Genomic DNA, 23064 nt, shown 5'->3' with positions numbered 1-23064 from the left:
GGTAGCTCCAGCCGCGAGCACCTGAAGGGGCCCGTACGACTTCGGTCGTACGGGCCTCTTCGCTGTGTGCGGGGCCCTACGCGGGATCCGGTGCCGTTTGCGGGCCGAGTGCCAGGCAGACGAAGACGGCCGTCCGGACGATGACGCCGCCGAGCAGGGCGGCCAGGAAACCGTCGACATGGACGCCGTAGTCCATGTCGGAGCCGAGCCAGGAGACGAGGAGCCAGATCAGCGTGTCCTGGACGACGCCGATCGCGCCGAAGACCAGCAGCGCGATCGGGGGAGCGTTGCGCACGCTGCTCGGATAGGTGTGGATCAGCTGGTTCACGATGAGGAAGACGGCAACCGGGAGGAGCAGCTCCATCGGCGGCGAGTGGAGAACCAGTGAGACGCCGGGGAGCAGGGCGACGGCGAGGGCTGCCCCGAGGAAGGTGCCGAGTATGCGTCTTCGCTTGTACATGGGCGCGATCACGAGGTTCGGCCGCCGGGTGTGACAAGAGGTCGGGCCGACCGGTGTGGCCATCGGCGTCACTGGATGTGCTGCAGATGCGGATGGTCGTACGACCTCGTGCAGACGTAGAGCTGCAGGGCGTGGTCCCGGCCGATGCGGAGCTCCGTGGCCTGCGCCGGGCTGCGGAACATCGGGCCGGGACGGCCGGCGTCCTCGACCGGTCGCCAGCTCGTGCTGCCGCCGTCCCACTCGCTGCTGTCCAGGGTGAGCAGGGGCCGTACGGCCGAGCCGCAGTCGGGGCAGGCCATGGGGAACGGGTCGGTGTAGCTCCAGGGGGCGTGGCCGGCGACCTTGCAGCCCGGGGCGACGCCGAGGTCGTACTGGTAGACCAGTCCCCGCTCGTCCTCCCATGCCTCGATCCGGTCCGCCAGTTCCTCGGGCAGCTCGTGCGGGGCCGGGTACTCGGTGACCGTCTCGGGGTGCAGTACGCACGGTTCGGGGAGGTAGCGGTCGCGGCCGAGGACGGGGGTCCGCGGGGCCGGGATCGGGTTGGCCGTCTCGGCGGCAGTGCGCCAGCGGAGTCGGGTGCGGGGCATGTGGCCCTCGTGGTCGAACGGGCACCACAGGAGTTGCAGGAGGTCGGTGCCGTCGGGGCGGGGGAGTCCGGGGACGTCCGCGGCGTGGAGCTGGGCGACGGGCAGCATGGGGAGAGGTCCGTCGAGGGGGATCCGCGTGGCCTGCTCGATGCGGTCGACGACCGTGCGTTCCTCCGGGGTCAGCAGCGGGGTGCCCTCCTCGCGCGGCCGGCTCCACGCCTCGCGCAGGATCCGCCGTCGCAGCCGTACGTCCTCGGGGGCGTGGCCGAGCTGCGAGGGGCCGCCGTGGTCCGGGCAGGTGGGCCACGGCTCCCTGGCCGGCCACAGCAGCGGTCCGCCGATCGAGCTGTCCGCCGCGGTGGGGGTGCCGGCACGGGGGTGCAGCCGTACGGTCGTGCGGGCCAGGGGCGCGAGCTCGGGGAAGTGGGCGGTCACGTCGACCGGGCGGGGCGGGGTGGTGCGGGGCATGAGGGCGAGGCTATGCGCTGAACGTCGGTTGCGCGCGGGGGAGTTGTCGATGAGCGTCGGATGAAGCGTTGTGGAACGCCGAGGGGCGCGTGGGTGAGGTTTCGGGCAACTCCGCGTCGCCGGTGGCACGGAATGTTCTTGTCTGTTCCCTGTGGGGTGGTTGTGGCGGTCGTAGCGTGAGCGGCGGCCGGGAGCCGCCCGGCCGGAGATTTCCCGGGTTTCCCATGAGGACGGACTGACTGGTGCCGATGCGTGGCGCGGACGGCAGAACGACGATCCCGATGCGGGTGACGGGCCTGGGCGGCGGGCTGCAGCAGCCGCTCCCCCCGCTCGCCGTGCCCGGTCGGAGACCGCCGCAGCCCGTCGGGGCGGGCCGCCACGCCGCCGTACGGGAGCGGGTGGGCCGTCGGCTGTACGCCATCGACGGCATCCGTCTCCTCGCCGCCCTGATGGTCGCCGTGCATCACTACGCCGGCACCGACCGCGTCAACCGGCCGGGCAACGCGATCTGGGACCGGCCGGTGTCCGACATCATGCCCACGGTGTTCCGCTTCGCCTCCTACGGCTGGATCGGCGTCGAGATCTTCTTCGTGATCAGCGGCTTCGTGATCTGCATGTCGTGCTGGGGGCGCACCCCGCGGCAGTTCTTCGTGTCCCGGGTGATCCGGCTGTACCCGGCGTACTGGTTCGCGATCCTGTTCACGACGGCCGTGCTGGTGGCCGTACCGGGTGTGTGGGAGCGGCTGCGCCTGCGCGAGGTACTGCTCAACCTCACGATGCTGCAGTCCGGTTCGGGCGTGGCCAACGTCGACGGCGTGTACTGGACGCTCTGGTCCGAGCTGCGTTTCTACCTGCTGTTCGTGGTGGTGGTCGCCACCGGGCTGACGTATCGCAAGGTCGTGGTCTTCTGCTGCGTGTGGGGTGCGGCGGCGATGCTCGCACCGGTGTCCGGCTTCCGTCTGCTGGAGCTGGCCGCCAACCCGGAGGGCGCCTGGTACTTCATCGCGGGGCTCGCGCTGTACCTCATGTACCGGTTCGGCCAGGACCTGCTGCTGTGGGGCATCCTCGGCATGGCGTGGCTGATGGGCCAGTCGGAGCTCGGGCACCGGATCGACGAGGTCGAACATGTGTCGGGGTGGCGGGGGAGCGTGCTGATCTTCACGGTGTTTCTGCTGGCGATGGTCGCGATCGCGCTCGGCGCCACGGACCGGGTGCGGTGGAGGTGGCTGGTGACGGCGGGCGCGCTGACGTATCCGCTGTATCTGACCCACTACGTGGCCGGCACGACGGTCATCAACCGGTTGCGGGACACGATGGACGCGCGGTTGCTGGTGGTGCTCGTGATCTCCGGGTTCCTGGTACTGAGTTGGCTGGTGCACCGGTTTGTGGAGCGGCCGGTGGCGGAGGCGTTGAAGCGCGGGCTGGACACGTCGTTCGCGCGGCTGCGGAATGCGGGGCAGGCAGGCTGAGGGCCGCACCGTGGGGCAACTCGCCTCCGCATAGGTTGACTTCATGGGACTCCTCGACAAGCTGACCGGAACCAAGCACCCCGATGACGGTGTCGCCCCGCGCGCGGCCGAGGAGGTGCGGGCAGCCCTGCTCGGCGTCAACCGGTCCGATGTGCCGTACGTCATCCGCGAGGGTGCCCCGGAGGGCGCCGACCTGGTGGCCCAGTGGCGGATGGCGGAGCCCGCCTGGCAGGCCGTCTTCGTCGAGTCGCAACTGTCTCGCGCCGTCCGGATCAGCATGCGCCTGGTCGAGGAGGACCATGAGGTGCGCGTCCTCGAAGAAGGGTGGGAGGTCACCAGGGTCGGGAATCCGCCGACGCTCAAGATTTCAGGGGCGTACTCGCGCGGGCCCGACAGGACCGTCTCCCGCCGCTCCACGATCGAACGCGGGGACAGCGGTCGCCTCGAAGCGACGGAGACCTTCCGCTTCGACGCCGCGGAGCTGCGGAACCCCCTGCAGAACGCGGTCCTCAAGGCGGGCTGGACCTGGCGCGGAGTGGTCTTCGGCAAGCTGTGATCGTCGTCGTGCCGCCGGGCGTCGTGGGCTGCGTCCGTCGCGGCCGTCACGTCGCGCGGTTCGTCCCGTTTGCCCCGATCGGCCCCGCGCTCTGCCCGCTGGACCCGGCCGGGTCCGCCGCCCGCGGGGGCCCTTGGTTTGACCTGCGTCACTCCCGGGGTATTGTCTCCGGCTCGATTGGCCAGGCCGCTGCCCCATATGGCAGACTGTCGGAGTTGCTCGGTCGAGTGTTGATGCTGCGCGCCTCCCGCCGGGAGGACCGGAAGCGAGTCCCACAGTACTCGTCGCCCCAACTGCCACATGGCAGCGCTGGGGCGGACGTACGGGAATCTTTCGGGAAGTGTCAGTGCAGCGCCGGCCAGGCACCCGGTGGGTCTTCGCCCCTGGTCGTGCTTTCCAGCAGGGAAGTTCCAGAGATGGGACCTCTGTGTCAGTGACAGCGCGACACACCCGACCGCGTGGGTCGGAGGAGCGAAGTGTTCGGAACACCGGGTTCCAGAGCGTTAAACGAGAGACAGGACTACTAGTAGCCATGGCGGGACAGAAGATCCGCATCCGGCTCAAGGCCTACGACCACGAGGTCATCGATTCCTCGGCGAAGAAGATCGTCGAGACGGTGACGCGTACTGGTGCGTCGGTCGCGGGCCCGGTGCCGCTGCCCACTGAGAAGAACGTGTACTGCGTCATCAAGTCGCCGCACAAGTACAAGGACTCGCGCGAGCACTTCGAGATGCGCACGCACAAGCGCCTGATCGACATCCTCGACCCGACCCCCAAGACCGTTGACTCTCTGATGCGACTCGACCTCCCGGCCGGTGTCGACATCGAGATCAAGCTCTGAGGCCGGTGATCTGAAGATGGCTAAGCAGATCAAGGGCATCCTGGGCGAGAAGCTCGGCATGACGCAGGTGTGGGACGAGAACAACCGCGTTGTTCCCGTCACCGTCGTCAAGGCCGGCCCCAACGTCGTGACCCAGGTCCGTACGAATGACTCCGACGGCTACGAGTCGGTCCAGATCGCCTTCGGCGAGATCGACCCGCGCAAGGTGAACAAGCCCCTCAAGGGTCACTTCGCCAAGGCCGACGTCACTCCCCGCCGCCACCTCGTCGAGATCCGTACCGCTGACGCCAGCGAGTACACCCTCGGCCAGGAGATCACCGCCGAGGTGTTCGAGGCCGGCATCAAGGTCGACGTGACCGGCAAGAGCAAGGGCAAGGGCTTCGCCGGTGTCATGAAGCGTCACAACTTCAAGGGCCTCGGCGCCGGTCACGGCACCCAGCGCAAGCACCGCTCTCCCGGCTCCATCGGTGGCTGCGCCACCCCGGGCCGCGTGTTCAAGGGCCTCCGCATGGCGGGTCGCATGGGCAACGAGCGGGTCACCACCCAGAACCTGACCGTCCACGCCGTTGACGCGGAGAAGGGTCTGCTGCTCATCAAGGGCGCGGTTCCCGGTCCGAACGGCGGCCTCGTCCTGGTCCGCACCGCGGCCAAGGGGGCCTGAGGTACCGATGAGCACTGTTGACATCCTTTCGCCTGCAGGCGAGAAGACCGGTAGCGTCGAGCTCCCCGCGGAGATCTTCGGCGTGGAGAAGATCAGCATCCCGCTGATCCACCAGGTCGTCGTCGCGCAGAACGCTGCTGCCCGCCAGGGCACGCACAAGACCAAGCGTCGCGGTGAAGTCCGTGGTGGCGGTAAGAAGCCTTACCGCCAGAAGGGCACCGGCCGTGCGCGCCAGGGTTCGACCCGCGCGCCGCAGTTCGCCGGCGGTGGCGTCGTCCACGGCCCGCAGCCGCGTGACTACTCGCAGCGGACCCCGAAGAAGATGAAGGCCGCGGCCCTGCGCCACGCCCTCACCGACCGGGCCCGCCACAACCGCATCCACGTCGTCTCCGGCGTCATCGAGGGTGAGAACCCGTCGACGAAGGCCGCTCGGACGCTGTTCGGCAAGATCTCGGAGCGCAAGAACCTGCTCCTGGTCGTCGACCGCGCCGACGAGGCCGCGTGGCTCTCCGCCCGCAACCTGCCCCAGGTCCACATCCTGGAGCCGGGCCAGCTGAACACGTACGACGTGATCGTCTCCGACGACGTGGTCTTCACCCAGGCCGCTTTCGAGTCCTTCGTGTCCGGCCCGCAGGCCACCGACACCGAAGGGAGCGAAGCCTGATGGCTACGCGTCACCCGAGCATCGCCTCGAAGGCCGCCAAGGCCGCCAAGGCCGCGCGCGTCGCCAAGGCGCGTCGCCACGAGGCCGAGGGCAAGAACACCGTCGTCACCCCGGTGAGCAAGTCGTTCACGGACCCCCGTGACATCCTGCTCAAGCCGGTCGTGTCCGAGAAGAGCTACGCGCTTCTCGACGAGGGCAAGTACACGTTCATCGTCGCCCCGGGCGCCAACAAGACCCAGATCAAGCAGGCCGTCCAGGCGGTCTTCTCGGTCAAGGTCACCGGGGTCAACACGATCAACCGCATCGGCAAGCGCAAGCGCACCAAGACCGGTTTCGGTCAGCGTGCCGGCTCCAAGCGCGCGATCGTGACCCTCGCTGAGGGCGACCGTATCGACATCTTCGGCGGTCCGACCGCGTAAGCGGGTCGGATCGTCCGATATCGGACGAGGACTGAGAAATGGGAATCCGCAAGTACAAGCCGACTACGCCGGGCCGTCGTGGCTCCAGCGTCGCCGACTTCGTCGAGGTCACGCGGTCCACGCCGGAGAAGTCGCTGGTCCGCCCTCTGCACAGCAAGGGCGGCCGTAACAACGCCGGTCGTGTGACCGTTCGCCACCAGGGTGGCGGACACAAGCGCGCCTACCGAGTGATCGACTTCCGTCGTCACGACAAGGACGGCGTGCCGGCGAAGGTCGCGCACATCGAGTACGACCCCAACCGCACCGCGCGCATCGCGCTGCTGCACTACGCCGACGGCGAGAAGCGCTACATCCTCGCCCCGCGCAACCTGCAGCAGGGTGACCGCGTCGAGAACGGTCCCGGGGCCGACATCAAGCCGGGCAACAACCTGGCGCTGCGCAACATCCCGGTCGGTACCACGATCCACGCGATCGAGATCCGTCCCGGTGGCGGCGCCAAGTTCGCCCGCTCCGCCGGTGCCTCGGTGCAGCTGCTGGCGAAGGAGGGCACGATGGCCCACCTTCGTATGCCCTCCGGTGAGATCCGCCTGGTCGACCAGCGCTGCCGCGCCACGGTCGGCGAGGTCGGCAACGCCGAGCAGAGCAACATCAACTGGGGCAAGGCCGGTCGTAAGCGCTGGCTGGGCGTCCGCCCGACCGTTCGCGGTGTGGCGATGAACCCGGTTGACCACCCGCACGGTGGTGGTGAGGGCAAGACCTCCGGTGGTCGCCACCCGGTCTCCCCGTGGGGTCAGAAGGAGGGTCGTACTCGTTCGCCGAAGAAGGCTTCGAACAAGTACATCGTCCGCCGCCGCAAGACGAACAAGAAGCGCTAGGAGCGGGTTTAGATGCCGCGCAGTCTCAAGAAGGGGCCCTTCGTCGACGACCACCTGATCAAGAAGGTGGATGTCCAGAACGAAGCCGGCACCAAGAACGTCATCAAGACCTGGTCCCGTCGCTCGATGATCGTCCCGGCCATGCTGGGCCACACGATCGCGGTGCACAACGGCAAGACCCACATTCCGGTGTTTGTCACCGAGTCGATGGTCGGCCACAAGCTCGGCGAGTTCTCGCCGACGCGCACCTTCCGGGGTCACGTCAAGGACGACCGGAAGTCGAAGCGCCGCTAACGCGGGGTGGAATGACCATGACAGACACTGGAAGGACAACCATGGAAGCCAGGGCCCAGGCGCGGTACATCCGCGTCACGCCCATGAAGGCCCGCCGCGTGGTGGACCTTATCCGTGGCATGGACGCCACGGAGGCTCAGGCGGTCCTGCGTTTCACCCCGCAGGCCGCGAGCGTGCCGGTCGGCAAGGTGCTTGACAGCGCCATCGCCAACGCCGCGCACAACTACGACCACACCGATGTCGACAGCCTTGTCATCTCCGAGGCGTACGTCGACGAGGGTCCGACCCTGAAGCGGTTCCGTCCGCGTGCTCAGGGCCGTGCCTACCGGATCCGCAAGCGGACCAGCCACATCACCGTGGTCGTCAGCAGCAAGGAAGGAACCCGGTAATGGGCCAGAAGGTTAACCCGCATGGGTTCCGGCTCGGCATCACCACGGACTTCAAGTCCCGTTGGTACGCCGACAAGCTGTACAAGGACTACGTCAAGGAAGACGTCGCCATCCGTCGGATGATGACGTCCGGCATGGAGCGCGCCGGCATCTCGAAGGTGGAGATCGAGCGCACCCGTGACCGCGTCCGTGTGGACATCCACACGGCCCGTCCGGGCATCGTCATCGGCCGCCGTGGCGCCGAGGCCGACCGCATCCGCGGTGACCTCGAGAAGCTCACGGGCAAGCAGGTCCAGCTGAACATCCTCGAGGTCAAGAGCCCCGAGACCGACGCTCAGCTGGTTGCCCAGGCCGTCGCCGAGCAGCTCTCCTCCCGTGTCTCCTTCCGTCGCGCCATGCGTAAGAGCATGCAGGGCACGATGAAGGCCGGCGCCAAGGGCATCAAGATCCAGTGCGGTGGCCGCCTCGGTGGCGCCGAGATGTCCCGCTCGGAGTTCTACCGCGAGGGCCGTGTGCCCCTGCACACGCTCCGCGCGAACGTGGACTACGGCTTCTTCGAGGCCAAGACGACCTTCGGCCGCATCGGTGTGAAGGTCTGGATCTACAAGGGCGACGTCAAGAACATCGCCGAGGTCCGTGCCGAGAACGCTGCGGCCCGTGCGGGTAACCGCCCGGCCCGCGGTGGTGCCGACCGCCCGGCCCGTGGTGGCCGCGGTGGTGGCGAGCGGCGCGGTCGCAAGCCGCAGCAGGCTGCCGGTGCCGAGGCCCCCAAGGCCGAGGCTCCCGCCGCCGCTCCGGCTGAGAGCACCGGAACGGAGGCCTGACCGAAATGCTGATCCCCCGTAGGGTCAAGCACCGCAAGCAGCACCACCCGAAGCGTCGTGGTCAGGCCAAGGGCGGTACGACGGTTGCGTTCGGCGAGTACGGCATCCAGGCCCTCACGCCGGCGTACGTGACCAACCGCCAGATCGAGGCGGCCCGTATCGCGATGACCCGCCACATCAAGCGTGGTGGCAAGGTCTGGATCAACATCTACCCGGACCGCCCGCTCACGAAGAAGCCTGCCGAGACCCGCATGGGTTCCGGTAAGGGTTCGCCGGAGTGGTGGATCGCGAACGTGCACCCGGGCCGGGTCATGTTCGAGCTGTCCTACCCCAACGAGAAGATCGCCCGTGAGGCCCTGACTCGCGCAGCCCACAAGCTGCCGATGAAGTGCCGGATCGTCAAGCGCGAGGCAGGTGAAGCGTGATGTCGGCCGGTACCAAGGCGTCCGAGCTGCGCGAACTGGGTGACGAGGAGCTTCTGGCGAAGCTTCGCGAAGCCAAGGAAGAGCTGTTCAACCTCCGCTTCCAGGCGGCGACGGGTCAGCTCGAGAACCACGGTCGGCTGAAGGCCGTCCGTAAGGACATCGCGCGGATCTACACCCTGATGCGTGAGCGCGAGCTGGGCATCGAGACGGTGGAGAGCGCCTGATGAGTGAGAGCAACGTGACTGAGCAGACTGCAGAGGCCCGCGGCTTCCGCAAGACCCGCGAGGGTCTCGTCGTCAGCGACAAGATGGACAAGACCGTCGTCGTCGCCGTCGAGGACCGCGTCAAGCACGCGCTGTACGGCAAGGTCATCCGCCGTACGAACAAGCTCAAGGCGCACGACGAGCAGAACGCTGCGGGCGTCGGCGACCGCGTCCTCCTCATGGAGACGCGTCCGCTGTCCGCGACGAAGCGCTGGCGCATCGTCGAGATCCTCGAGAAGGCCAAGTAATTTCCTGCGGGGCAAACCCCGCAGGTCAGTTCCGCCAGGCTCGGCGAGCTCCGTAAGTCACTTACGGAGCTCGCCGGGAACCGGCAGACAAACAGGAGATAGACGTGATCCAGCAGGAGTCGCGACTGCGTGTCGCCGACAACACTGGTGCGAAGGAAATCCTTTGCATCCGTGTGCTCGGTGGCTCCGGTCGCCGCTACGCGGGCATCGGTGACGTCATCGTCGCCACCGTCAAGGACGCGATCCCCGGTGGCAACGTGAAGAAGGGTGACGTCGTCAAGGCGGTCATCGTTCGCACCGTCAAGGAGCGCCGCCGTCCGGACGGCTCGTACATCCGCTTCGACGAGAACGCCGCCGTCATTCTGAAGAACGACGGCGACCCTCGCGGCACCCGTATCTTCGGCCCCGTCGGCCGTGAGCTGCGCGAGAAGAAGTTCATGAAGATCATCTCGCTCGCGCCGGAGGTGCTGTAAGCATGAAGATCAAGAAGGGCGACCTGGTCCAGGTCATCACCGGTAAGGACAAGGGCAAGCAGGGCAAGGTCATCGCGGCCTTCCCCCGCGAGGACCGTGTCCTGGTCGAGGGTGTCAACCGGGTCAAGAAGCACACCAAGGCCGGCCCGACCGCCAAGGGTTCGCAGGCCGGTGGCATCGTCACGACCGAGGCGCCGATCCACGTCTCCAACGTCCAGCTGGTCGTTGAGAAGGACGGCAACAAGGTCGTCACGCGTGTCGGTTACCGCTTCGACGATGAGGGCAACAAGGTTCGCGTTGCCAAGCGGACGGGTGAGGACATCTGATGGCTACCACCACCACTCCGCGTCTGAAGACGAAGTACCGCGAGGAGATCGCGGGCAAGCTGCGTGACGAGTTCAAGTACGAGAACGTCATGCAGATCCCCGGTCTCGTCAAGATCGTGGTCAACATGGGTGTCGGCGACGCCGCCCGTGACTCGAAGCTCATGGACGGTGCCGTCCGTGACCTGACCACCATCACCGGTCAGAAGCCGGCCATCACCAAGGCCCGCAAGTCCATCGCGCAGTTCAAGCTGCGTGAGGGTCAGCCGATCGGTGCCCACGTCACGCTTCGTGGCGACCGCATGTGGGAGTTCCTGGACCGCACCCTGTCGCTCGCGCTGCCGCGCATCCGCGACTTCCGCGGCCTGTCTCCCAAGCAGTTCGACGGTCGTGGCAACTACACCTTCGGTCTCACCGAGCAGGTCATGTTCCACGAGATCGACCAGGACAAGATCGACCGCGTCCGGGGTATGGACATCACCGTGGTCACCACGGCGACCAACGACGCTGAGGGCCGCGCGCTCCTTCGTCACCTCGGCTTCCCCTTCAAGGAGGCGTGAGCGAGATGGCGAAGAAGGCTCTGATTGCCAAGGCTGCTCGTAAGCCCAAGTTCGGCGTACGTGGCTACACGCGCTGCCAGCGCTGTGGTCGTCCGCACTCCGTGTACCGCAAGTTCGGCCTGTGCCGCGTCTGCCTTCGTGAGATGGCTCACCGTGGCGAGCTGCCGGGCGTGACCAAGAGCTCCTGGTAATCCCCCAAATCAGGGATTTCCGGAGCTCTCGGTAAGCAATGGGCGTGTCAGGCGCCCACCCCTTCATGGCTTAGGCTTGGAGGGTTGGGCGCCTGATGGTCGCCCGTACGACTTACTACGCCGTAGGTCCACCGCGCCGCACCCGCCCCGTCTCGGATCGGGGAGAGGGATGGCGCACCAGGAAACCCCGGCGAGAGAGGCCGAAGGCCAATTCATGACCATGACTGATCCGATCGCAGACATGCTTACGCGTCTGCGGAACGCGAACTCGGCATACCACGACTCCGTGACGATGCCGGCATCGAAGATCAAGTCGCACATTGCGGAGATCCTCCAGCAGGAGGGCTTCATCACGGGCTGGAAGATCGAGGACGCCGAGGTCGGCAAGAACCTCGTCCTCGAGCTGAAGTTCGGCCCGAACCGTGAGCGCTCCATCGCGGGCATCAAGCGGATCTCCAAGCCCGGTCTCCGGGTTTACGCGAAGTCCACCAACCTGCCGAAGGTGCTCGGCGGCCTCGGCGTGGCGATCATCTCCACGTCGCACGGGCTCCTCACCGACAAGCAGGCCGGCAAGAAGGGCGTGGGTGGGGAAGTCCTCGCCTACGTCTGGTAGCGGAAGGGAACGGAGGAAACAGCTATGTCGCGTATTGGCAAGCTCCCCATCACGGTTCCCGCCGGCGTGGACGTCACCATCGACGGCCGTACGGTCTCGGTCAAGGGCCCCAAGGGTTCCTTGAGCCACACCGTCGCTGCGCCGATCGACATCGCCAAGGGTGAGGATGGCGTACTCAACGTCACCCGCCCCAACGACGAGCGTCAGAACAAGGCCCTGCACGGCCTGTCCCGCACGCTGGTGGCGAACATGATCACCGGCGTGACCCAGGGTTACGTGAAGAAGCTCGAGATCAGCGGTGTCGGTTACCGCGTACAGGCCAAGGGATCGAACCTCGAGTTCGCTCTGGGCTACAGCCACCCGATCACCGTCGAGGCGCCCGAGGGAATCACCTTCAAGGTGGAGACCCCGACCCGCTTCCAGGTCGAGGGCATCGACAAGCAGAAGGTCGGCGAGGTTGCGGCCAACATCCGCAAGCTGCGCAAGCCCGACCCGTACAAGGCCAAGGGCGTCAAGTACGAGGGCGAAGTCATCCGCCGCAAGGTCGGAAAGGCGGGTAAGTAAGCCATGGCATACGGACAGAAGATCCTCAAGGGCGACGCCTACAAGCGCGCCGCGATCAAGCGCCGCCACATCCGGATCCGCAAGTCGATCAACGGTACGGCGGAGCGTCCTCGTCTGGTCGTGACCCGCTCGAACCGCCACATCGTGGCCCAGGTGATCGACGACCTCAAGGGTCACACCCTTGCGTCGGCGTCCACCCTGGACACCTCGATCCGCGGTGCGGAGGGCGACAAGTCCGCGCAGGCCAAGCAGGTCGGCGCCCTGGTCGCCGAGCGCGCCAAGGCCGCCGGTGTCGAGGCTGTCGTATTCGACCGTGGTGGCAACCAGTACGCCGGGCGCATTGCTGCCCTGGCGGACGCCGCCCGCGAAGCCGGACTGAAGTTCTGAGCCGGTTCCGTAGCTAGCGGAAACAGAGAGAGGTAATTCCAATGGCTGGACCCCAGCGCCGCGGTGGCGGTGCCGGTGGCGGCGAGCGGCGGGACCGGAAGGGCCGTGACGGCGGCGCAGCTGCCGCCGAGAAGACCGCTTACGTTGAGCGCGTCGTCGCGATCAACCGTGTCGCCAAGGTTGTGAAGGGTGGTCGTCGCTTCAGCTTCACCGCGCTGGTCGTGGTGGGCGACGGTGACGGCACCGTGGGTGTCGGTTACGGCAAGGCCAAGGAGGTGCCGGCCGCCATCGCCAAGGGTGTTGAGGAGGCCAAGAAGCACTTCTTCAAGGTCCCCCGTATCCAGGGCACCATCCCGCACCCGATTCAGGGTGAGAAGGCTGCCGGCGTCGTGCTGCTCAAGCCCGCGTCCCCGGGTACCGGTGTTATTGCCGGTGGTCCGGTGCGTGCCGTGCTCGAGTGCGCCGGTATCCACGACATCCTGTCGAAGTCGCTCGGCTCCGACAACGCGATCAACATCGTGCACGCCACCGTGGCGGCCCTCAAGGGCCTGCAGCGTCCCGAGGAGGTCGCGGCCCGCCGTGGCCTGCCCCTCGAGGACGTCGCCCCCGCGGCTCTGCTGCGTGCACGTGCGGGAGCGGGTGCGTAATGGCTCGCCTCAAGGTCACGCAGACGAAGTCGTACATCGGCAGCAAGCAGAACCACCGTGACACTCTGCGGTCCCTTGGTCTCAAGGGGATCAACACCGTGGTCGTCAAGGAGGACCGCCCCGAGTTCCGCGGAATGGTGCACACCGTCCGCCACCTCGTGACGGTCGAGGAGGTCGACTGATCATGGCGGAGAACAACCCGCTCAAGATCCACAACCTCCGTCCCGCCCCGGGCGCCAAGACCGCCAAGACCCGTGTCGGTCGTGGTGAGGCGTCGAAGGGTAAGACGGCAGGTCGTGGTACCAAGGGCACGAAGGCCCGCTACCAGGTTCCGGAGCGCTTCGAGGGTGGCCAGATGCCCCTCCACATGCGTCTTCCGAAGCTGAAGGGCTTCAAGAACCCGTTCAAGACCGAGTTCCAGGTCGTGAACCTCGACAAGCTGGCCGCGCTGTACCCGGAGGGTGGCGAGGTCACCGTCGAGGGTCTCGTCGCCAAGGGTGCCGTTCGCAAGAACAGCCTCGTCAAGGTCCTCGGCCAGGGCGAGGTCTCCGTGGCGCTGCAGGTGACGGTCGACGCCGTCTCCGGCTCCGCCAAGGAGAAGATCACCGCCGCCGGCGGTACCGTCACCGAGCTCGTCTGAACACCTCAGGCGTCTTGATGACTTGAGCGATCCCGACCGGGGATACCCCACAAATGGGGTATCCCCGGTCGGTCGTTCCAAGGGGGCAGTCTCGCGGGTAAGGTGGCCTGCACTGCCAACTTTTACTGAGTGCTTCTTGTGAGGCACTCTGAGCGGCAGTTGACCGTTAGCTAAGTCGTCCCTATTAGTCGAACCTCAAGACCGTCACCCTTGACGCAGTAGCGCGGGGGTCGCAGGAGGCACCGTGCTCACCGCGTTCGCCCGGGCGTTCAAGACGCCCGACCTGCGCAAGAAGCTGCTCTTCACGCTGGCCATCATCGTGGTGTACCGGATCGGTACCCATATCCCGATCCCCGGCGTCGACTACAAGTCCGTTCAGCAGTGCGTCGACGAGGCGTCCGCGAACCAGGGCCCCCTCGGTTTGATCAACATGTTCAGCGGTGGGGCGCTGCTGCAGATCACCATCTTCGCGCTCGGGATCATGCCGTACATCACGGCGAGCATCATCCTGCAGCTGCTGACCGTGGTGATCCCGCGCCTGGAAGCCCTCAAGAAGGAGGGCCAGGCCGGTACCGCGAAGATCACGCAGTACACCCGCTATCTGACCGTGGCGCTTGCCATCCTCCAGGGCACCGGCCTCGTCGCCACCGCCCGCAGCGGCGCCCTGTTCCAGGGTTGCACCGCCGCGTCGACCATCGTCCCGGACCGTGCGATCTTCAGCACTGTCGTCATGGTCATCACCATGACCGCCGGTACGGCCGTCGTCATGTGGCTCGGTGAGCTCATCACCGACCGCGGCATCGGCAACGGCATGTCGATCCTGATGTTCATCTCGATCGCAGCCACCTTCCCGTCCGCCCTGTGGGCCATCAAGCAGCAGGGCACGCTGGCCGACGGCTGGATCGAGTTCGGCACCGTCATCCTCGTCGGCCTGGTCATGGTCGGCCTGGTGGTCTTCGTCGAGCAGGCGCAGCGTCGTATCCCGGTGCAGTACGCGAAGCGGATGATCGGCCGCCGTTCCTACGGTGGTACGTCCACGTACATCCCGCTGAAGGTGAACCAGGCGGGTGTGATTCCCGTCATCTTCGCGTCGTCGCTGCTCTACATTCCGGCGCTGATCGTTCAGTTCTCCAATTCCCAGGCGGGCTGGGCGACCTGGATCACGCGGAACCTCGCGGACACGGGGGCGCCCGCACACATCACGGTCTACTTCTTCCTGATTGTCTTCTTCGCCTTCTTCTACGTGGCCATCTCCTTCAACCCCGAAGAAGTCGCCGACAACATGAAGAAGTATGGTGGGTTCATCCCGGGCATCCGGGCTGGCCGACCGACCGCTGAGTACCTTTCTTACGTGCTCAACCGGATCACCTGGCCGGGTTCGCTGTATCTGGGCCTGATTGCTCTCGTCCCGACGATGGCGTTGGCAGGTTTTGAGGCAAACCAGAACTTCCCGTTCGGCGGGACCAGCATCCTGATCATCGTGGGTGTGGGTCTTGAGACGGTGAAGCAGATCGAGAGCCAGCTCCAGCAGCGCAATTACGAAGGGTTCCTCCGCTGATGCGAATCGTCCTCGTCGGGCCGCCTGGCGCCGGAAAGGGAACGCAGGCCACACGCCTCGCCGAGAAACTGCGTGTCCCGCACATCTCCACGGGCGACCTGTTCCGCGCCAACATCAGCCAGCAGACGGACCTGGGCAAACTCGCGAAGTCCTACATGGACGCCGGCAACCTCGTCCCCGACGAGGTCACCATCGCGATGGCCAAGGACCGCATGGAGCAGCCGGACGCCGTGAACGGCTTCCTGCTGGACGGCTTCCCGCGGAACGTCTCGCAGGCCGAGGCGCTGGACGAGCTGCTGCAGACCGAGGGCATCAAGCTGGACGCGGTGCTGGACCTGGAGGCCCCCGAGGAGGAGGTCGTCAAGCGGATCGCCGGCCGGCGCATCTGCCGTAACGACTCCTCGCACGTCTTCCACGTGTCGTACAAGAAGCCGACCAAGGAAGGCGTCTGCGACGTCTGCGGCGGCGAGCTGTACCAGCGCGACGACGACTCCGAGGCCACGGTCCGCACCCGGCTCGAGGTCTACCACACGCAGACCGAGCCGATCATCGACTACTACAAGGCCCAGGGCCTTGTGACCACGGTCTCCGCGATGGGGAAGGTGGCGGACGTCACGGACCGGGCCATGTCGGCGCTGCCCGGTTCGTAACAGCTTGCAAAGGAAGGCAGCGGCCCCCGGCGGGGGCCGCTGCCTTGTTTCTTGGGGACCCCGAAAGTGCTCTGCCGAGGAGGTATGGCCATCAAGCTCACACAGTTGCCACGGTCCGACGATTCCACCGAGCGGGAGCAGCCGTCGCTGCTCCGCCGCAGGAGTCGCAGCCTGGCGGTCGCCGTGGTCGCCGTGGTCGCCGCAGTCATCGGGGTGTCGTTGGCCCTGACGGGCGGTGGCCCGGAAGGGCAGTCCGAGGCCTCGGACGTGGTGGCCCGTCCGGACCAGTCCCCGCCGCGCGAGCTGATAGCCGCAGGGCAGGTCGCCGTCTCGGCGTACTACACGACGAAGCTCGTGCAGCAGCCGGACGGGGATGCGGTGAACGCGCGTGAGTGGAGTCTGTACAACGCCGCGACCAAGCGGTACGAGAAGACCGACTGGGCCTGGCTCGATGTCGCTCCCGGGATGAAGACGGCCGCGGTGCTGGAGGGCGATCTGCCCGTCAACCGCATAGGCCTGATGAATCTGTCGACGGGCAAGGTCCAGCGCTGGATCGAGGTCGACAAGGGCGTTGGCGGTGTGCAGTTCTCGCCGGACGGCGAGCGCCTGGTGGCGACGACGTACAGCCACCACCCGGACGGCCTCTTCCAGGACGCGCCGGTGCATGTGGAGGGCGCGTCGGAGGGTGGCGATGGTCAGGAGATGCCGGGGCCGAAGCAGAGCCGTACCGGCTTCTATGTCATCGATGTCGACTCCGGCCAGGCGGAATTCAGTGAGCGGCCGGCCAAGAAGGACAGTCTTGCGGCCATGGCCGGCACCGGGCGTCAGGACTTCAGCTGGAGCCGTGACGGCGAGATGCTGTGGGAGCAGAGGCTCGACCAGCCGGGCAGGAACTACTACGACGTGAACGGCAGACTGAAGTCGCTTCCGCAGCAGAAGACTGATCTGATCTTTCCGCCGGTGGCTACGTCCCCGGACGGAAAACTTGTGACTGGCGGCTTCGCGGGGGGTAAGGACGGCCAGATCGTTTCCGCGGTTCTGGACGCGAAGACCGCCAAGCAGAGCGCAGTCGTACCCGGACAGCAGCTTCTCGCGTGGGCGGACAACACCCACCTCATCGCCTGGCGGTGTGACCCCAGCCAGTGCAAACCCGGCAAGGGTGAGTTCCGCAACCAGCTGATCCTGGTCAGCCTGGACGGCGACAAGGTGACTCCGCTCTCGGGCTTCCGTAAAGCCGATGGCGACTACGTCGGCCGCTGGACCCCGGTCTTCACCAAGCGCTGACCGTCTCTGCGGTCCCAGGCGGATGTGCACCTGGGACCGGCCACACTGAGACGCTGTTGTCCTTCCGGGCTTGAGGACTGTGTTTCCGCTGGTCAGGCATAGGCTGGTGACCCTGTGGGAGTGGTGACCTGTCGTGTCGCCGTTCCTGTGGAGGTCGTGGATGCCGTCGGTCGTGGGGCTGCTTGAACAGCGCGAGCTCGTTGCTCGGCGTCGGGTGGACGAGCTGCGGGAGGAGGCTGACTATCAGCGCATCCTCACCGTGCTCGGGGACCGGCACCGGCTCCATCAAGGGCCGCTGGCCTGCCAGGAGTTGGCCGTGATGTTCGGCATGGACGCGGTGCCGGCCAAGGCGGAGGCGCTGCGGTCGAAGGCGAAACGCCTGGTCGCACGGGGCTGGCCGGCCGAGCGGCAGCCGGGCCGGTTCACCCTCGCCCAGGGTGTGGCCGGGCAAGGTGGCGCGTCGTGAGCAGGGGCATCGACCAGTAGACCATCGCCTCGGCGCTGGTGGTGCGGCGTTCGAAGTCGCGCACCAGACTGCGGGTGCGCATCAGGTGGGCGAAGAACCGCTCGACGATCCACCGCTTGGGCAGCACCACGAAGCCGCGCATGTCGTCGCTGCGTTTGACGGTCGCCAGGACCAGAGCGAACGCGGCCAGGCAGTGCTCGACGAGGCTGCCGGTGTAGCCGCCGTCAGCCCAGACCAGTTCCAGCCGGTGGTGCACATCGGCGACCTGCCCGAGCAGCACGTGGGCGGCGGTACGGTCGCCGGTGTCCGCAGCGGTGACCATCACACCCGGCAGCAGACCGCGCGTGTCGACCACGACGTGCCGCTTGCGCCCGTTGACGAGTTTCCCGCCGTCGAAGCCCCGGCTGTCAGCCCTGACCACCGCGTCCGCCTTGACCGACTGCGAGTCGATCACACCGGCCGTCGCTGCCGCGTCACGGCCCAGCGTTTCGCGGACCTGTCCGCGCAGCCGGTCGTGGAACTACCTGACCAGGCCGTATCGCGCCATCGGCGGAAGAACGCATACACCCGGTCCCAGGGCGGGAAGTCCGCGGGCATGGCCCGCCACTTGATGCCGTTGTCCACGAGATACCGGATCGCATCCAGTATCGCCCGGTGACAGTACGCCTCCGGCTGACCGCCCCGGCCCCGAAGCCAGGCCGGCACCGGCACCCATGGCGGACGTAGCGCGCCGTGGTGTCGTGAGGGGAGACGATCGCCGAGGAGGAGGGCGGTAGCCCGCCGTCGTCGGCGGTGCGCCAGCGCAGGCGGCCTGCCGCGTCGCGGTAGTAGTTCTGCACGACGATCTGCCGCAGGGCCTCGGCCTGCGGGCCGGGCCGGTAGCCCGGTTCGTGCTGGTGGAGGAGTTCCAGCAGCCGGCAGGCGTCGTCGCCGGCGGCGAGGATCCTGGTCTTGGGCCGGGTGGGGTTCTTGCCCAGGCGGACCGGACGGCCGTAGCGGCGCCCCCACTCCTCATCGACCAGGCCGACCAGCAGGTGCTCGGCCGTGCGGGCGACTTCTGCCGGCGCGGCACGGACGGCCTCGGTGACCAGTTCCAGCCGGGTCGGGTTGCGTACCGCGGCCAGGACGTGGGTGGAGTCGGTGCGCTGCGCGATGCGCTCGCGTACGAGTCCGGCCTCCTTCAGGCGGGCGAGCGCCAGATCGAGAAGTCGGTCGGCGCGATCGTCCTGGGCGAGGCGCTCACGGACGTCAGCCAGCACACTGTGGTGGAAACCGGGATCGTCCAGCTCCATGGCCGGCGCGTACTTGAAATCGATGCGGCAGCGGACCGCTTCCGCCGGCGAAGTCCTCGTCGTGCCACAGCCCGTCCAACCGGTCCCGCACCCACATCGCCGTCGTACCGTCCGGGTTGCTCGCTCGCGCGATCTGCGCGGTCAGAGAAGGGACTTGCTCACCGGAACGGGAACGGAGGGGCAACGCACACCCCAACAGCCACATCGGCCTGCGGAACAGCACCGAGCATGCCCGTTGATCACGTCGTTGTACCGGGAAACTCCAAGATCCCCGACAGAGTCAAGGCAAGAGCTCCGGCCGGTGCAGACGAATTGATTGATCGTCTGCACCGGCCGGAGCTTCTGGCGCACCGTCTCACTGTCGAGGTCTCCGTAGAGACCTCACACCTCTCGGTGCCGAACGGGCCTACTCGTCGAAGTACCAGTTCGAGCGGACGCAGTTGCCATTGCCGTTCCAGCAGATGGCCAGACCGTGCGAGACGTTGCCTATCATGTCGTAGCCATTGTCGGACCGGTCGCAGCCGGCGTCTCCGCCGTCCTCTTCCTTGATGACCCAAACCAGGCCGGTGCCACTGCTGTTGAGTCTCTCCAGGTACCCCGTGACGCCGTAGCCATCAGCCAGTTTGTCGCAGACCGTGATGTCGTCACCATCGTCGTTGAACGTCACCGTGCCCCGGTTGCTGTACCAGAGGGGCCCCTCGTCGTCGGCCATGGCGGGCGAGGCTGCGGCAAGGCCGATCAGAGCGGCGGCGGCACCGGCCGAGGCCAGGCGGGACAGAGTTCTCTTGATCACTTAATACCCCCGTTTTTGCGGACCGTGTATCCGGTCCGGAGTGTATGGAGCTGAGTGGTGGCACCCGACATCGCCAGGTGGTAACTGCGAGGCTAGAATGGCCAGTTGGGTTCGTCAACGACTTTTGTTGTTGAAGGTGCGGGTGTGACTGGAGCCGCGGTGACCTTGGCGGGCCGACCGGGGGCCGGCCGCGCTAGGCCTGTCCGGGGTGGCCGTCACCCCGGCTTCGGCTCGCGTGGACGCGTATCGTGGCGGGGGTAGACGTAAAACCCGCGGCAGGAGGCGGCAGCCCAGATGGTGCAGATCAAGACCCCCGACCAGATCGCCAAGATGCGTGAGGCGGGGCTGGTCGTCGCCGCCATCCACGCGGCCACGCGGGAGGCCGCCGTGCCGGGGGCGTCCACGAAGGACCTGGACGAGGTCGCGCGCAAGGTGCTCGCCGAGCACGGGGCGAAGTCGAACTTCCTGGGGTACGGCGGGTTCCCGGCGACGATCTGCACCTCCGTGAACGAGGTCGTGGTCCATGGCATCCCGTCCGAGGACGTGGTCCTCAAGGACGGCGACATCATCTCCATCGACTGCGGCGCGATCGTCGACGGCTGGCACGGTGACGCCGCCTACACGGCCTTCGTGGGGTCCGGTCACGCTCCGGAGCTCCTTGAGCTGTCCCGGGTGACGGAAGAGTCCATGTGGGCCGGGATCGCGGCGATGAAGCAGGGCAGCCGGCTCGTGGACGTCTCCCGGGCCATCGAGACGTACATCCGCCGCCAGCCGAAGCCGGGCGGCGGTAAGTACGGGATCATCGAGGACTACGGCGGCCACGGCATCGGCACCGAGATGCACATGGACCCGCACCTGCTGAACTACGTCGACCGCAAGCGGGGCAAGGGGCCGAAGCTGGTCCCCGGCTTCTGCCTCGCGATCGAGCCGATGGTCTCGCTGGGGACGCCCAAGACCGACGTGCTCGAGGACGACTGGACGGTCATCACGACCGACGGCACATGGTCCTCGCACTGGGAGCACTCGGTGGCGCTGACCGAGGCTGGGCCGTTGGTGCTGACGGCGCCTGACGGGGGCAAGGCGAAGCTTGCCGAGTACGGGATCACGGCTGCTCCGGACCCGCTCGCTTAATGATCTCTGCTATGGGGCACACTTCCTCGATTCGTCTTTCCGGGTGCGCTGTCGTAGACTGACTCGTCGGCTCTCGTGCACCCGCATGTCCGCATGCGCCCGTAAGGGACGCAAAGGGAGTCGATCAAGGTAGTCGATTCGAAGGGCGAAGCGTGGCCAAGAAGCAAGGTGCCATCGAGATCGAGGGCACTGTCGTCGAGTCTCTGCCGAACGCCATGTTCAAGGTCGAGCTCCAGAACGGCCACCAGGTCCTGGCACACATCAGCGGCAAGATGCGTATGCACTACATCCGTATCCTCCCTGACGACCGGGTCGTGGTGGAGCTGTCTCCGTACGACCTGACGCGTGGCCGGATCGTCTACCGGTACAAGTAGATCTTGCCTTTGCCCCGTTTCGGCGGGGTGGTGGCACTGACCCGGAGAACCTCACCCCATGAAGGTCAAGCCGAGCGTCAAGAAGATCTGCGACAAGTGCAGGGTGATCCGCCGTCACGGTCGGGTCATGGTCATCTGCGAGAACCCGCGCCACAAGCAGCGCCAGGGCTGACGCACGACCTATCCCTCTGCATCGATATCGCAGAGATTCGCGCGACGCGAGCTGAACATGTTCATACGCAGGACCCAGGGATCACGAGTGATCGCCTGACACCCCCGGTTCGGAGGCCGGGGACCCAGTTCGTACCTGGTACGGCGGCTGGGGTTCGGTTCTGTGGAAGACCTCCGAAGATCAACTGGAGCCATTGAATGGCACGCGTTTCCGGTGTTGACATCCCGCGCGAAAAGCGTGTGGAGGTCGCCCTGACCTACGTGTTCGGCATCGGCCGGACCCTTTCCCAGCTCACGCTGGCCGAGACCGGCATCGACCCGAACACCCGGGTTCGCGACCTCTCCGAGGAGCAGCTGGTCGCGATCCGCGAGTACGTCGACAACAACATCAAGACCGAGGGTGACCTCCGTCGCGAGGTCCAGGCCGACATCCGCCGCAAGGTGGAGATCGGTTGCTACCAGGGTCTCCGTCACCGTCGCGGTCTGCCTGTCCGCGGTCAGCGCACCAGCACGAACGCCCGCACCCGCAAGGGCCCGCGTCGCGCCATCGCCGGTAAGAAGAAGCCGGGCAAGAAGTAGTCCTCAGCGGACGCTCATCAGCGGTCTTCGCTGTAGGACCGACCACCTCCCGTAGGAGTTATAGATGCCCCCCAAGGGTCGTCAGGGCGCTGCCAAGAAGGTGCGCCGCAAGGAAAAGAAGAACGTCGCTCACGGCCACGCGCACATCAAGAGCACGTTCAACAACACGATCGTCTCGATCACGGACCCCTCGGGCAACGTGATCTCCTGGGCCTCCGCCGGCCACGTCGGCTTCAAGGGCTCGCGCAAGTCCACCCCCTTCGCCGCGCAGATGGCCGCCGAGTCGGCCGCCCGCCGCGCGCAGGAGCACGGCATGCGCAAGGTTGACGTGTTCGTCAAGGGTCCCGGCTCCGGCCGTGAGACCGCGATCCGCTCCCTCCAGGCCACCGGCCTCGAGGTCGGCTCGATCCAGGACGTCACGCCGACCCCGCACAACGGCTGCCGTCCGCCCAAGCGCCGCCGCGTCTGAGGCTCGGTTGTCTTGAGGTTGCGGGCGGTACGGCTCTTCGGAGGCGTGCCGCCCGTACCCTTGCAGAAGCAGCAACATCGGGCTGACACCCGGTGAGCAGGGCGTCAAATAGCGGGCGCCCCTGACTGAAGGATCGCAACATGCTGATTGCTCAGCGTCCCTCGTTGACCGAAGAGGTCGTCGACGAGTTCCGCTCCCGGTTCGTGATCGAGCCGCTGGAGCCGGGCTTCGGCTACACCCTCGGCAACTCCCTGCGTCGTACGCTCCTCTCCTCGATCCCCGGCGCTGCTGTCACCAGCATCCGGATCGACGGCGTTCTGCACGAGTTCACCACCGTGCCGGGCGTCAAGGAGGACGTCACCGACCTGATCCTCAACATCAAGCAGCTGGTCGTCTCCTCGGAGCACGACGAGCCGGTCGTGATGTACCTGCGCAAGCAGGGCCCGGGTCTGGTCA

37 protein-coding genes and 1 pseudogene are annotated in these 23064 nt (G+C 66.8%); 33 read left to right on the top strand and 5 right to left on the bottom strand.

The features are described 5' to 3' along the window. Positions 1–76: 76 nt before the first annotated feature. Both ADK57_RS36300 and ADK57_RS36295 read right to left on the bottom strand, forming a co-directional pair. Positions 77–460: a phage holin family protein gene (locus ADK57_RS36300; RefSeq protein ID WP_063786067.1), complete on the bottom strand. Its 384-nt coding sequence runs from the start codon at positions 458–460 to the stop codon at positions 77–79. A gap of 68 nt (positions 461–528) precedes the next feature. Next, entirely contained in the window at positions 529–1515 is a 987-nt protein-coding gene (locus tag ADK57_RS36295) for a hypothetical protein (protein ID WP_063786065.1), read from the bottom strand. 248 nt (positions 1516–1763) lie between these two features. Here ADK57_RS36295 and ADK57_RS36290 point away from each other — a divergent pair, with 248 nt between their 5' ends. The 27 genes from ADK57_RS36290 (at position 1764) to ADK57_RS36160 (ending at position 17799) form a co-directional block, all read left to right on the top strand. Next, entirely contained in the window at positions 1764–2984 is a 1221-nt protein-coding gene (locus tag ADK57_RS36290) for an acyltransferase family protein (protein ID WP_053753933.1), read from the top strand. Positions 2985–3027: 43 nt separating this feature from the next. Continuing rightward, on the top strand, positions 3028–3540 hold the full coding sequence (locus ADK57_RS36285) for a hypothetical protein (RefSeq protein ID WP_053753932.1): 513 nt from the start codon (positions 3028–3030) through the stop codon (positions 3538–3540). Between the two features lie 532 nt (positions 3541–4072). Next, the gene (rpsJ, locus tag ADK57_RS36280) at positions 4073–4381 is read left to right on the top strand and encodes a 30S ribosomal protein S10 (RefSeq protein ID WP_003948644.1); all 309 of its coding nucleotides are present in this window, start codon (positions 4073–4075) and stop codon (positions 4379–4381) included. Positions 4382–4397: 16 nt separating this feature from the next. Next, on the top strand, positions 4398–5042 hold the full coding sequence (gene rplC / locus ADK57_RS36275) for a 50S ribosomal protein L3 (RefSeq protein ID WP_053753931.1): 645 nt from the start codon (positions 4398–4400) through the stop codon (positions 5040–5042). 7 nt (positions 5043–5049) lie between these two features. Then, the gene (gene rplD / locus ADK57_RS36270) at positions 5050–5706 is read left to right on the top strand and encodes a 50S ribosomal protein L4 (protein WP_030039755.1); all 657 of its coding nucleotides are present in this window, start codon (positions 5050–5052) and stop codon (positions 5704–5706) included. After that, positions 5706–6125: a 50S ribosomal protein L23 gene (rplW, locus tag ADK57_RS36265; RefSeq protein WP_053753930.1), complete on the top strand. Its 420-nt coding sequence runs from the start codon at positions 5706–5708 to the stop codon at positions 6123–6125. Before rplD ends, rplW begins: the two co-directional genes overlap by 1 nt. Before the next feature lie 38 nt (positions 6126–6163). Continuing rightward, entirely contained in the window at positions 6164–7000 is an 837-nt protein-coding gene (gene rplB / locus ADK57_RS36260; protein WP_030039757.1) for a 50S ribosomal protein L2, read from the top strand. A 12-nt stretch (positions 7001–7012) separates the two neighbouring features. After that, entirely contained in the window at positions 7013–7294 is a 282-nt protein-coding gene (gene rpsS, locus ADK57_RS36255; RefSeq protein WP_003948639.1) for a 30S ribosomal protein S19, read from the top strand. Between the two features lie 41 nt (positions 7295–7335). Next, complete coding sequence (gene rplV / locus ADK57_RS36250) at positions 7336–7683, top strand: 50S ribosomal protein L22 (RefSeq protein ID WP_053753929.1); 348 nt, start codon at positions 7336–7338, stop codon at positions 7681–7683. Next, complete coding sequence (rpsC, locus tag ADK57_RS36245; RefSeq protein WP_053753928.1) at positions 7683–8507, top strand: 30S ribosomal protein S3; 825 nt, start codon at positions 7683–7685, stop codon at positions 8505–8507. The genes rplV and rpsC overlap by 1 nt, the downstream gene beginning before the upstream one ends. 5 nt (positions 8508–8512) lie before the next feature. Continuing rightward, positions 8513–8932, top strand: a complete 420-nt coding sequence (rplP, locus tag ADK57_RS36240) for a 50S ribosomal protein L16 (protein WP_004927269.1) — start codon at positions 8513–8515, stop codon at positions 8930–8932. Continuing rightward, the gene (rpmC, locus tag ADK57_RS36235; protein WP_003998824.1) at positions 8932–9156 is read left to right on the top strand and encodes a 50S ribosomal protein L29; all 225 of its coding nucleotides are present in this window, start codon (positions 8932–8934) and stop codon (positions 9154–9156) included. Before rplP ends, rpmC begins: the two co-directional genes overlap by 1 nt. After that, positions 9156–9443 carry a 30S ribosomal protein S17 gene (gene rpsQ / locus ADK57_RS36230; protein ID WP_053753927.1) on the top strand — a complete coding sequence of 96 codons (288 nt, stop codon included), beginning with the start codon at positions 9156–9158 and terminating at the stop codon, positions 9441–9443. The genes rpmC and rpsQ overlap by 1 nt, the downstream gene beginning before the upstream one ends. A gap of 104 nt (positions 9444–9547) precedes the next feature. Beyond that, a complete protein-coding gene (rplN, locus tag ADK57_RS36225; RefSeq protein ID WP_003998823.1) occupies positions 9548–9916 on the top strand; it encodes a 50S ribosomal protein L14 in 369 nt (122 codons plus the stop codon). A gap of 2 nt (positions 9917–9918) precedes the next feature. Beyond that, the gene (rplX, locus tag ADK57_RS36220) at positions 9919–10242 is read left to right on the top strand and encodes a 50S ribosomal protein L24 (RefSeq protein WP_053753926.1); all 324 of its coding nucleotides are present in this window, start codon (positions 9919–9921) and stop codon (positions 10240–10242) included. Further along, a complete protein-coding gene (gene rplE / locus ADK57_RS36215) occupies positions 10242–10799 on the top strand; it encodes a 50S ribosomal protein L5 (protein ID WP_053753925.1) in 558 nt (185 codons plus the stop codon). Before rplX ends, rplE begins: the two co-directional genes overlap by 1 nt. A gap of 5 nt (positions 10800–10804) precedes the next feature. Continuing rightward, positions 10805–10990: a type Z 30S ribosomal protein S14 gene (locus ADK57_RS36210; RefSeq protein ID WP_003948630.1), complete on the top strand. Its 186-nt coding sequence runs from the start codon at positions 10805–10807 to the stop codon at positions 10988–10990. A gap of 214 nt (positions 10991–11204) precedes the next feature. Then, entirely contained in the window at positions 11205–11603 is a 399-nt protein-coding gene (gene rpsH, locus ADK57_RS36205) for a 30S ribosomal protein S8 (protein WP_007494756.1), read from the top strand. A 24-nt stretch (positions 11604–11627) separates the two neighbouring features. Beyond that, positions 11628–12167 (top strand): 50S ribosomal protein L6, encoded by a 540-nt coding sequence (gene rplF / locus ADK57_RS36200; protein WP_053753924.1) that lies wholly within the window; start codon positions 11628–11630, stop codon positions 12165–12167. A gap of 3 nt (positions 12168–12170) precedes the next feature. Then, entirely contained in the window at positions 12171–12554 is a 384-nt protein-coding gene (gene rplR / locus ADK57_RS36195; protein WP_053753923.1) for a 50S ribosomal protein L18, read from the top strand. Between the two features lie 41 nt (positions 12555–12595). Further along, positions 12596–13201, top strand: coding sequence for a 30S ribosomal protein S5 (rpsE, locus tag ADK57_RS36190; RefSeq protein ID WP_007494753.1), 606 nt, complete (start codon positions 12596–12598; stop codon positions 13199–13201). Continuing rightward, positions 13201–13383, top strand: a complete 183-nt coding sequence (gene rpmD, locus ADK57_RS36185) for a 50S ribosomal protein L30 (RefSeq protein WP_006376032.1) — start codon at positions 13201–13203, stop codon at positions 13381–13383. The genes rpsE and rpmD overlap by 1 nt, the downstream gene beginning before the upstream one ends. 2 nt (positions 13384–13385) lie before the next feature. After that, positions 13386–13841, top strand: coding sequence for a 50S ribosomal protein L15 (gene rplO, locus ADK57_RS36180; RefSeq protein WP_007443991.1), 456 nt, complete (start codon positions 13386–13388; stop codon positions 13839–13841). A 244-nt stretch (positions 13842–14085) separates the two neighbouring features. Next, positions 14086–15399 carry a preprotein translocase subunit SecY gene (secY, locus tag ADK57_RS36175; protein WP_053753922.1) on the top strand — a complete coding sequence of 438 codons (1314 nt, stop codon included), beginning with the start codon at positions 14086–14088 and terminating at the stop codon, positions 15397–15399. Further along, complete coding sequence (locus tag ADK57_RS36170) at positions 15399–16049, top strand: adenylate kinase (RefSeq protein WP_053753921.1); 651 nt, start codon at positions 15399–15401, stop codon at positions 16047–16049. The genes secY and ADK57_RS36170 overlap by 1 nt, the downstream gene beginning before the upstream one ends. A gap of 84 nt (positions 16050–16133) precedes the next feature. Then, a complete protein-coding gene (locus ADK57_RS36165) occupies positions 16134–17333 on the top strand; it encodes a hypothetical protein (RefSeq protein WP_234390524.1) in 1200 nt (399 codons plus the stop codon). Between the two features lie 160 nt (positions 17334–17493). Beyond that, positions 17494–17799 carry a hypothetical protein gene (locus ADK57_RS36160; protein WP_063786063.1) on the top strand — a complete coding sequence of 102 codons (306 nt, stop codon included), beginning with the start codon at positions 17494–17496 and terminating at the stop codon, positions 17797–17799. Here ADK57_RS36160 and ADK57_RS36155 read toward each other — a convergent pair. From ADK57_RS36155 to ADK57_RS36145, 3 genes are all read right to left on the bottom strand, one after another. Then, positions 17756–18253, bottom strand: a complete 498-nt coding sequence (locus ADK57_RS36155) for a transposase (protein ID WP_234390523.1) — start codon at positions 18251–18253, stop codon at positions 17756–17758. The two genes, ADK57_RS36160 and ADK57_RS36155, sit on opposite strands and share 44 nt — an antisense overlap. After that, positions 18250–18504 carry a transposase gene (locus tag ADK57_RS51685; protein ID WP_234390522.1) on the bottom strand — a complete coding sequence of 85 codons (255 nt, stop codon included), beginning with the start codon at positions 18502–18504 and terminating at the stop codon, positions 18250–18252. Before ADK57_RS51685 ends, ADK57_RS36155 begins: the two co-directional genes overlap by 4 nt. A gap of 993 nt (positions 18505–19497) precedes the next feature. After that, a complete protein-coding gene (locus ADK57_RS36145) occupies positions 19498–19884 on the bottom strand; it encodes a hypothetical protein (RefSeq protein WP_053753919.1) in 387 nt (128 codons plus the stop codon). Positions 19885–20178: 294 nt separating this feature from the next. Here ADK57_RS36145 and map point away from each other — a divergent pair, with 294 nt between their 5' ends. The 6 genes and pseudogenes from map to ADK57_RS36115 all read left to right on the top strand — a co-directional run. Then, entirely contained in the window at positions 20179–21015 is an 837-nt protein-coding gene (gene map / locus ADK57_RS36140) for a type I methionyl aminopeptidase (RefSeq protein WP_053753918.1), read from the top strand. Positions 21016–21167: 152 nt separating this feature from the next. Beyond that, a complete protein-coding gene (infA, locus tag ADK57_RS36135) occupies positions 21168–21389 on the top strand; it encodes a translation initiation factor IF-1 (RefSeq protein WP_003948620.1) in 222 nt (73 codons plus the stop codon). Between the two features lie 58 nt (positions 21390–21447). Continuing rightward, the gene (rpmJ, locus tag ADK57_RS36130) at positions 21448–21561 is read left to right on the top strand and encodes a 50S ribosomal protein L36 (RefSeq protein ID WP_003998809.1); all 114 of its coding nucleotides are present in this window, start codon (positions 21448–21450) and stop codon (positions 21559–21561) included. A gap of 197 nt (positions 21562–21758) precedes the next feature. Then, positions 21759–22139 carry a 30S ribosomal protein S13 gene (rpsM, locus tag ADK57_RS36125; RefSeq protein ID WP_053753917.1) on the top strand — a complete coding sequence of 127 codons (381 nt, stop codon included), beginning with the start codon at positions 21759–21761 and terminating at the stop codon, positions 22137–22139. Positions 22140–22203: 64 nt separating this feature from the next. Further along, positions 22204–22608, top strand: a complete 405-nt coding sequence (gene rpsK / locus ADK57_RS36120) for a 30S ribosomal protein S11 (RefSeq protein ID WP_003956432.1) — start codon at positions 22204–22206, stop codon at positions 22606–22608. 140 nt (positions 22609–22748) lie between these two features. Further along, positions 22749–23064, top strand: a pseudogene (locus ADK57_RS36115) (DNA-directed RNA polymerase subunit alpha); the annotation flags it as partial.

The organism is Streptomyces sp. MMG1533, from assembly GCF_001279775.1.
In the GTDB taxonomy this organism is placed as follows: domain Bacteria; phylum Actinomycetota; class Actinomycetes; order Streptomycetales; family Streptomycetaceae; genus Streptomyces.
This window is presented reverse-complemented; position numbering and strand designations above follow the sequence as displayed.

Excerpts from the sequence above, each read along its gene's own strand:
- ADK57_RS36300 (WP_063786067.1), bottom strand. The coding sequence starts at position 460 with ATGTACAAGCGAAGACGCATACTCGGCACCTTCCTCGGGGCAGCCCTC.
- ADK57_RS36295 (WP_063786065.1), bottom strand. The coding sequence starts at position 1,515 with ATGCCCCGCACCACCCCGCCCCGCCCGGTCGACGTGACCGCCCACTTC.
- ADK57_RS36290 (WP_053753933.1), top strand. The coding sequence starts at position 1,764 with ATGCGTGGCGCGGACGGCAGAACGACGATCCCGATGCGGGTGACGGGC.
- ADK57_RS36285 (WP_053753932.1), top strand. The coding sequence starts at position 3,028 with ATGGGACTCCTCGACAAGCTGACCGGAACCAAGCACCCCGATGACGGT.
- rpsJ (WP_003948644.1), top strand. The coding sequence starts at position 4,073 with ATGGCGGGACAGAAGATCCGCATCCGGCTCAAGGCCTACGACCACGAG.
- rplC (WP_053753931.1), top strand. The coding sequence starts at position 4,398 with ATGGCTAAGCAGATCAAGGGCATCCTGGGCGAGAAGCTCGGCATGACG.
- rplD (WP_030039755.1), top strand. The coding sequence starts at position 5,050 with ATGAGCACTGTTGACATCCTTTCGCCTGCAGGCGAGAAGACCGGTAGC.
- rplW (WP_053753930.1), top strand. The coding sequence starts at position 5,706 with ATGGCTACGCGTCACCCGAGCATCGCCTCGAAGGCCGCCAAGGCCGCC.
- rplB (WP_030039757.1), top strand. The coding sequence starts at position 6,164 with ATGGGAATCCGCAAGTACAAGCCGACTACGCCGGGCCGTCGTGGCTCC.
- rpsS (WP_003948639.1), top strand. The coding sequence starts at position 7,013 with ATGCCGCGCAGTCTCAAGAAGGGGCCCTTCGTCGACGACCACCTGATC.
- rplV (WP_053753929.1), top strand. The coding sequence starts at position 7,336 with ATGGAAGCCAGGGCCCAGGCGCGGTACATCCGCGTCACGCCCATGAAG.
- rpsC (WP_053753928.1), top strand. The coding sequence starts at position 7,683 with ATGGGCCAGAAGGTTAACCCGCATGGGTTCCGGCTCGGCATCACCACG.
- rplP (WP_004927269.1), top strand. The coding sequence starts at position 8,513 with ATGCTGATCCCCCGTAGGGTCAAGCACCGCAAGCAGCACCACCCGAAG.
- rpmC (WP_003998824.1), top strand. The coding sequence starts at position 8,932 with ATGTCGGCCGGTACCAAGGCGTCCGAGCTGCGCGAACTGGGTGACGAG.
- rpsQ (WP_053753927.1), top strand. The coding sequence starts at position 9,156 with ATGAGTGAGAGCAACGTGACTGAGCAGACTGCAGAGGCCCGCGGCTTC.
- rplX (WP_053753926.1), top strand. The coding sequence starts at position 9,919 with ATGAAGATCAAGAAGGGCGACCTGGTCCAGGTCATCACCGGTAAGGAC.
- rplE (WP_053753925.1), top strand. The coding sequence starts at position 10,242 with ATGGCTACCACCACCACTCCGCGTCTGAAGACGAAGTACCGCGAGGAG.
- ADK57_RS36210 (WP_003948630.1), top strand. The coding sequence starts at position 10,805 with ATGGCGAAGAAGGCTCTGATTGCCAAGGCTGCTCGTAAGCCCAAGTTC.
- rpsH (WP_007494756.1), top strand. The coding sequence starts at position 11,205 with ATGACCATGACTGATCCGATCGCAGACATGCTTACGCGTCTGCGGAAC.
- rplF (WP_053753924.1), top strand. The coding sequence starts at position 11,628 with ATGTCGCGTATTGGCAAGCTCCCCATCACGGTTCCCGCCGGCGTGGAC.
- rplR (WP_053753923.1), top strand. The coding sequence starts at position 12,171 with ATGGCATACGGACAGAAGATCCTCAAGGGCGACGCCTACAAGCGCGCC.
- rpsE (WP_007494753.1), top strand. The coding sequence starts at position 12,596 with ATGGCTGGACCCCAGCGCCGCGGTGGCGGTGCCGGTGGCGGCGAGCGG.
- rpmD (WP_006376032.1), top strand. The coding sequence starts at position 13,201 with ATGGCTCGCCTCAAGGTCACGCAGACGAAGTCGTACATCGGCAGCAAG.
- rplO (WP_007443991.1), top strand. The coding sequence starts at position 13,386 with ATGGCGGAGAACAACCCGCTCAAGATCCACAACCTCCGTCCCGCCCCG.
- ADK57_RS36170 (WP_053753921.1), top strand. The coding sequence starts at position 15,399 with ATGCGAATCGTCCTCGTCGGGCCGCCTGGCGCCGGAAAGGGAACGCAG.
- ADK57_RS36165 (WP_234390524.1), top strand. The coding sequence starts at position 16,134 with ATGGCCATCAAGCTCACACAGTTGCCACGGTCCGACGATTCCACCGAG.
- ADK57_RS36160 (WP_063786063.1), top strand. The coding sequence starts at position 17,494 with ATGCCGTCGGTCGTGGGGCTGCTTGAACAGCGCGAGCTCGTTGCTCGG.
- map (WP_053753918.1), top strand. The coding sequence starts at position 20,179 with ATGGTGCAGATCAAGACCCCCGACCAGATCGCCAAGATGCGTGAGGCG.
- rpmJ (WP_003998809.1), top strand. The coding sequence starts at position 21,448 with ATGAAGGTCAAGCCGAGCGTCAAGAAGATCTGCGACAAGTGCAGGGTG.
- rpsM (WP_053753917.1), top strand. The coding sequence starts at position 21,759 with ATGGCACGCGTTTCCGGTGTTGACATCCCGCGCGAAAAGCGTGTGGAG.
- rpsK (WP_003956432.1), top strand. The coding sequence starts at position 22,204 with ATGCCCCCCAAGGGTCGTCAGGGCGCTGCCAAGAAGGTGCGCCGCAAG.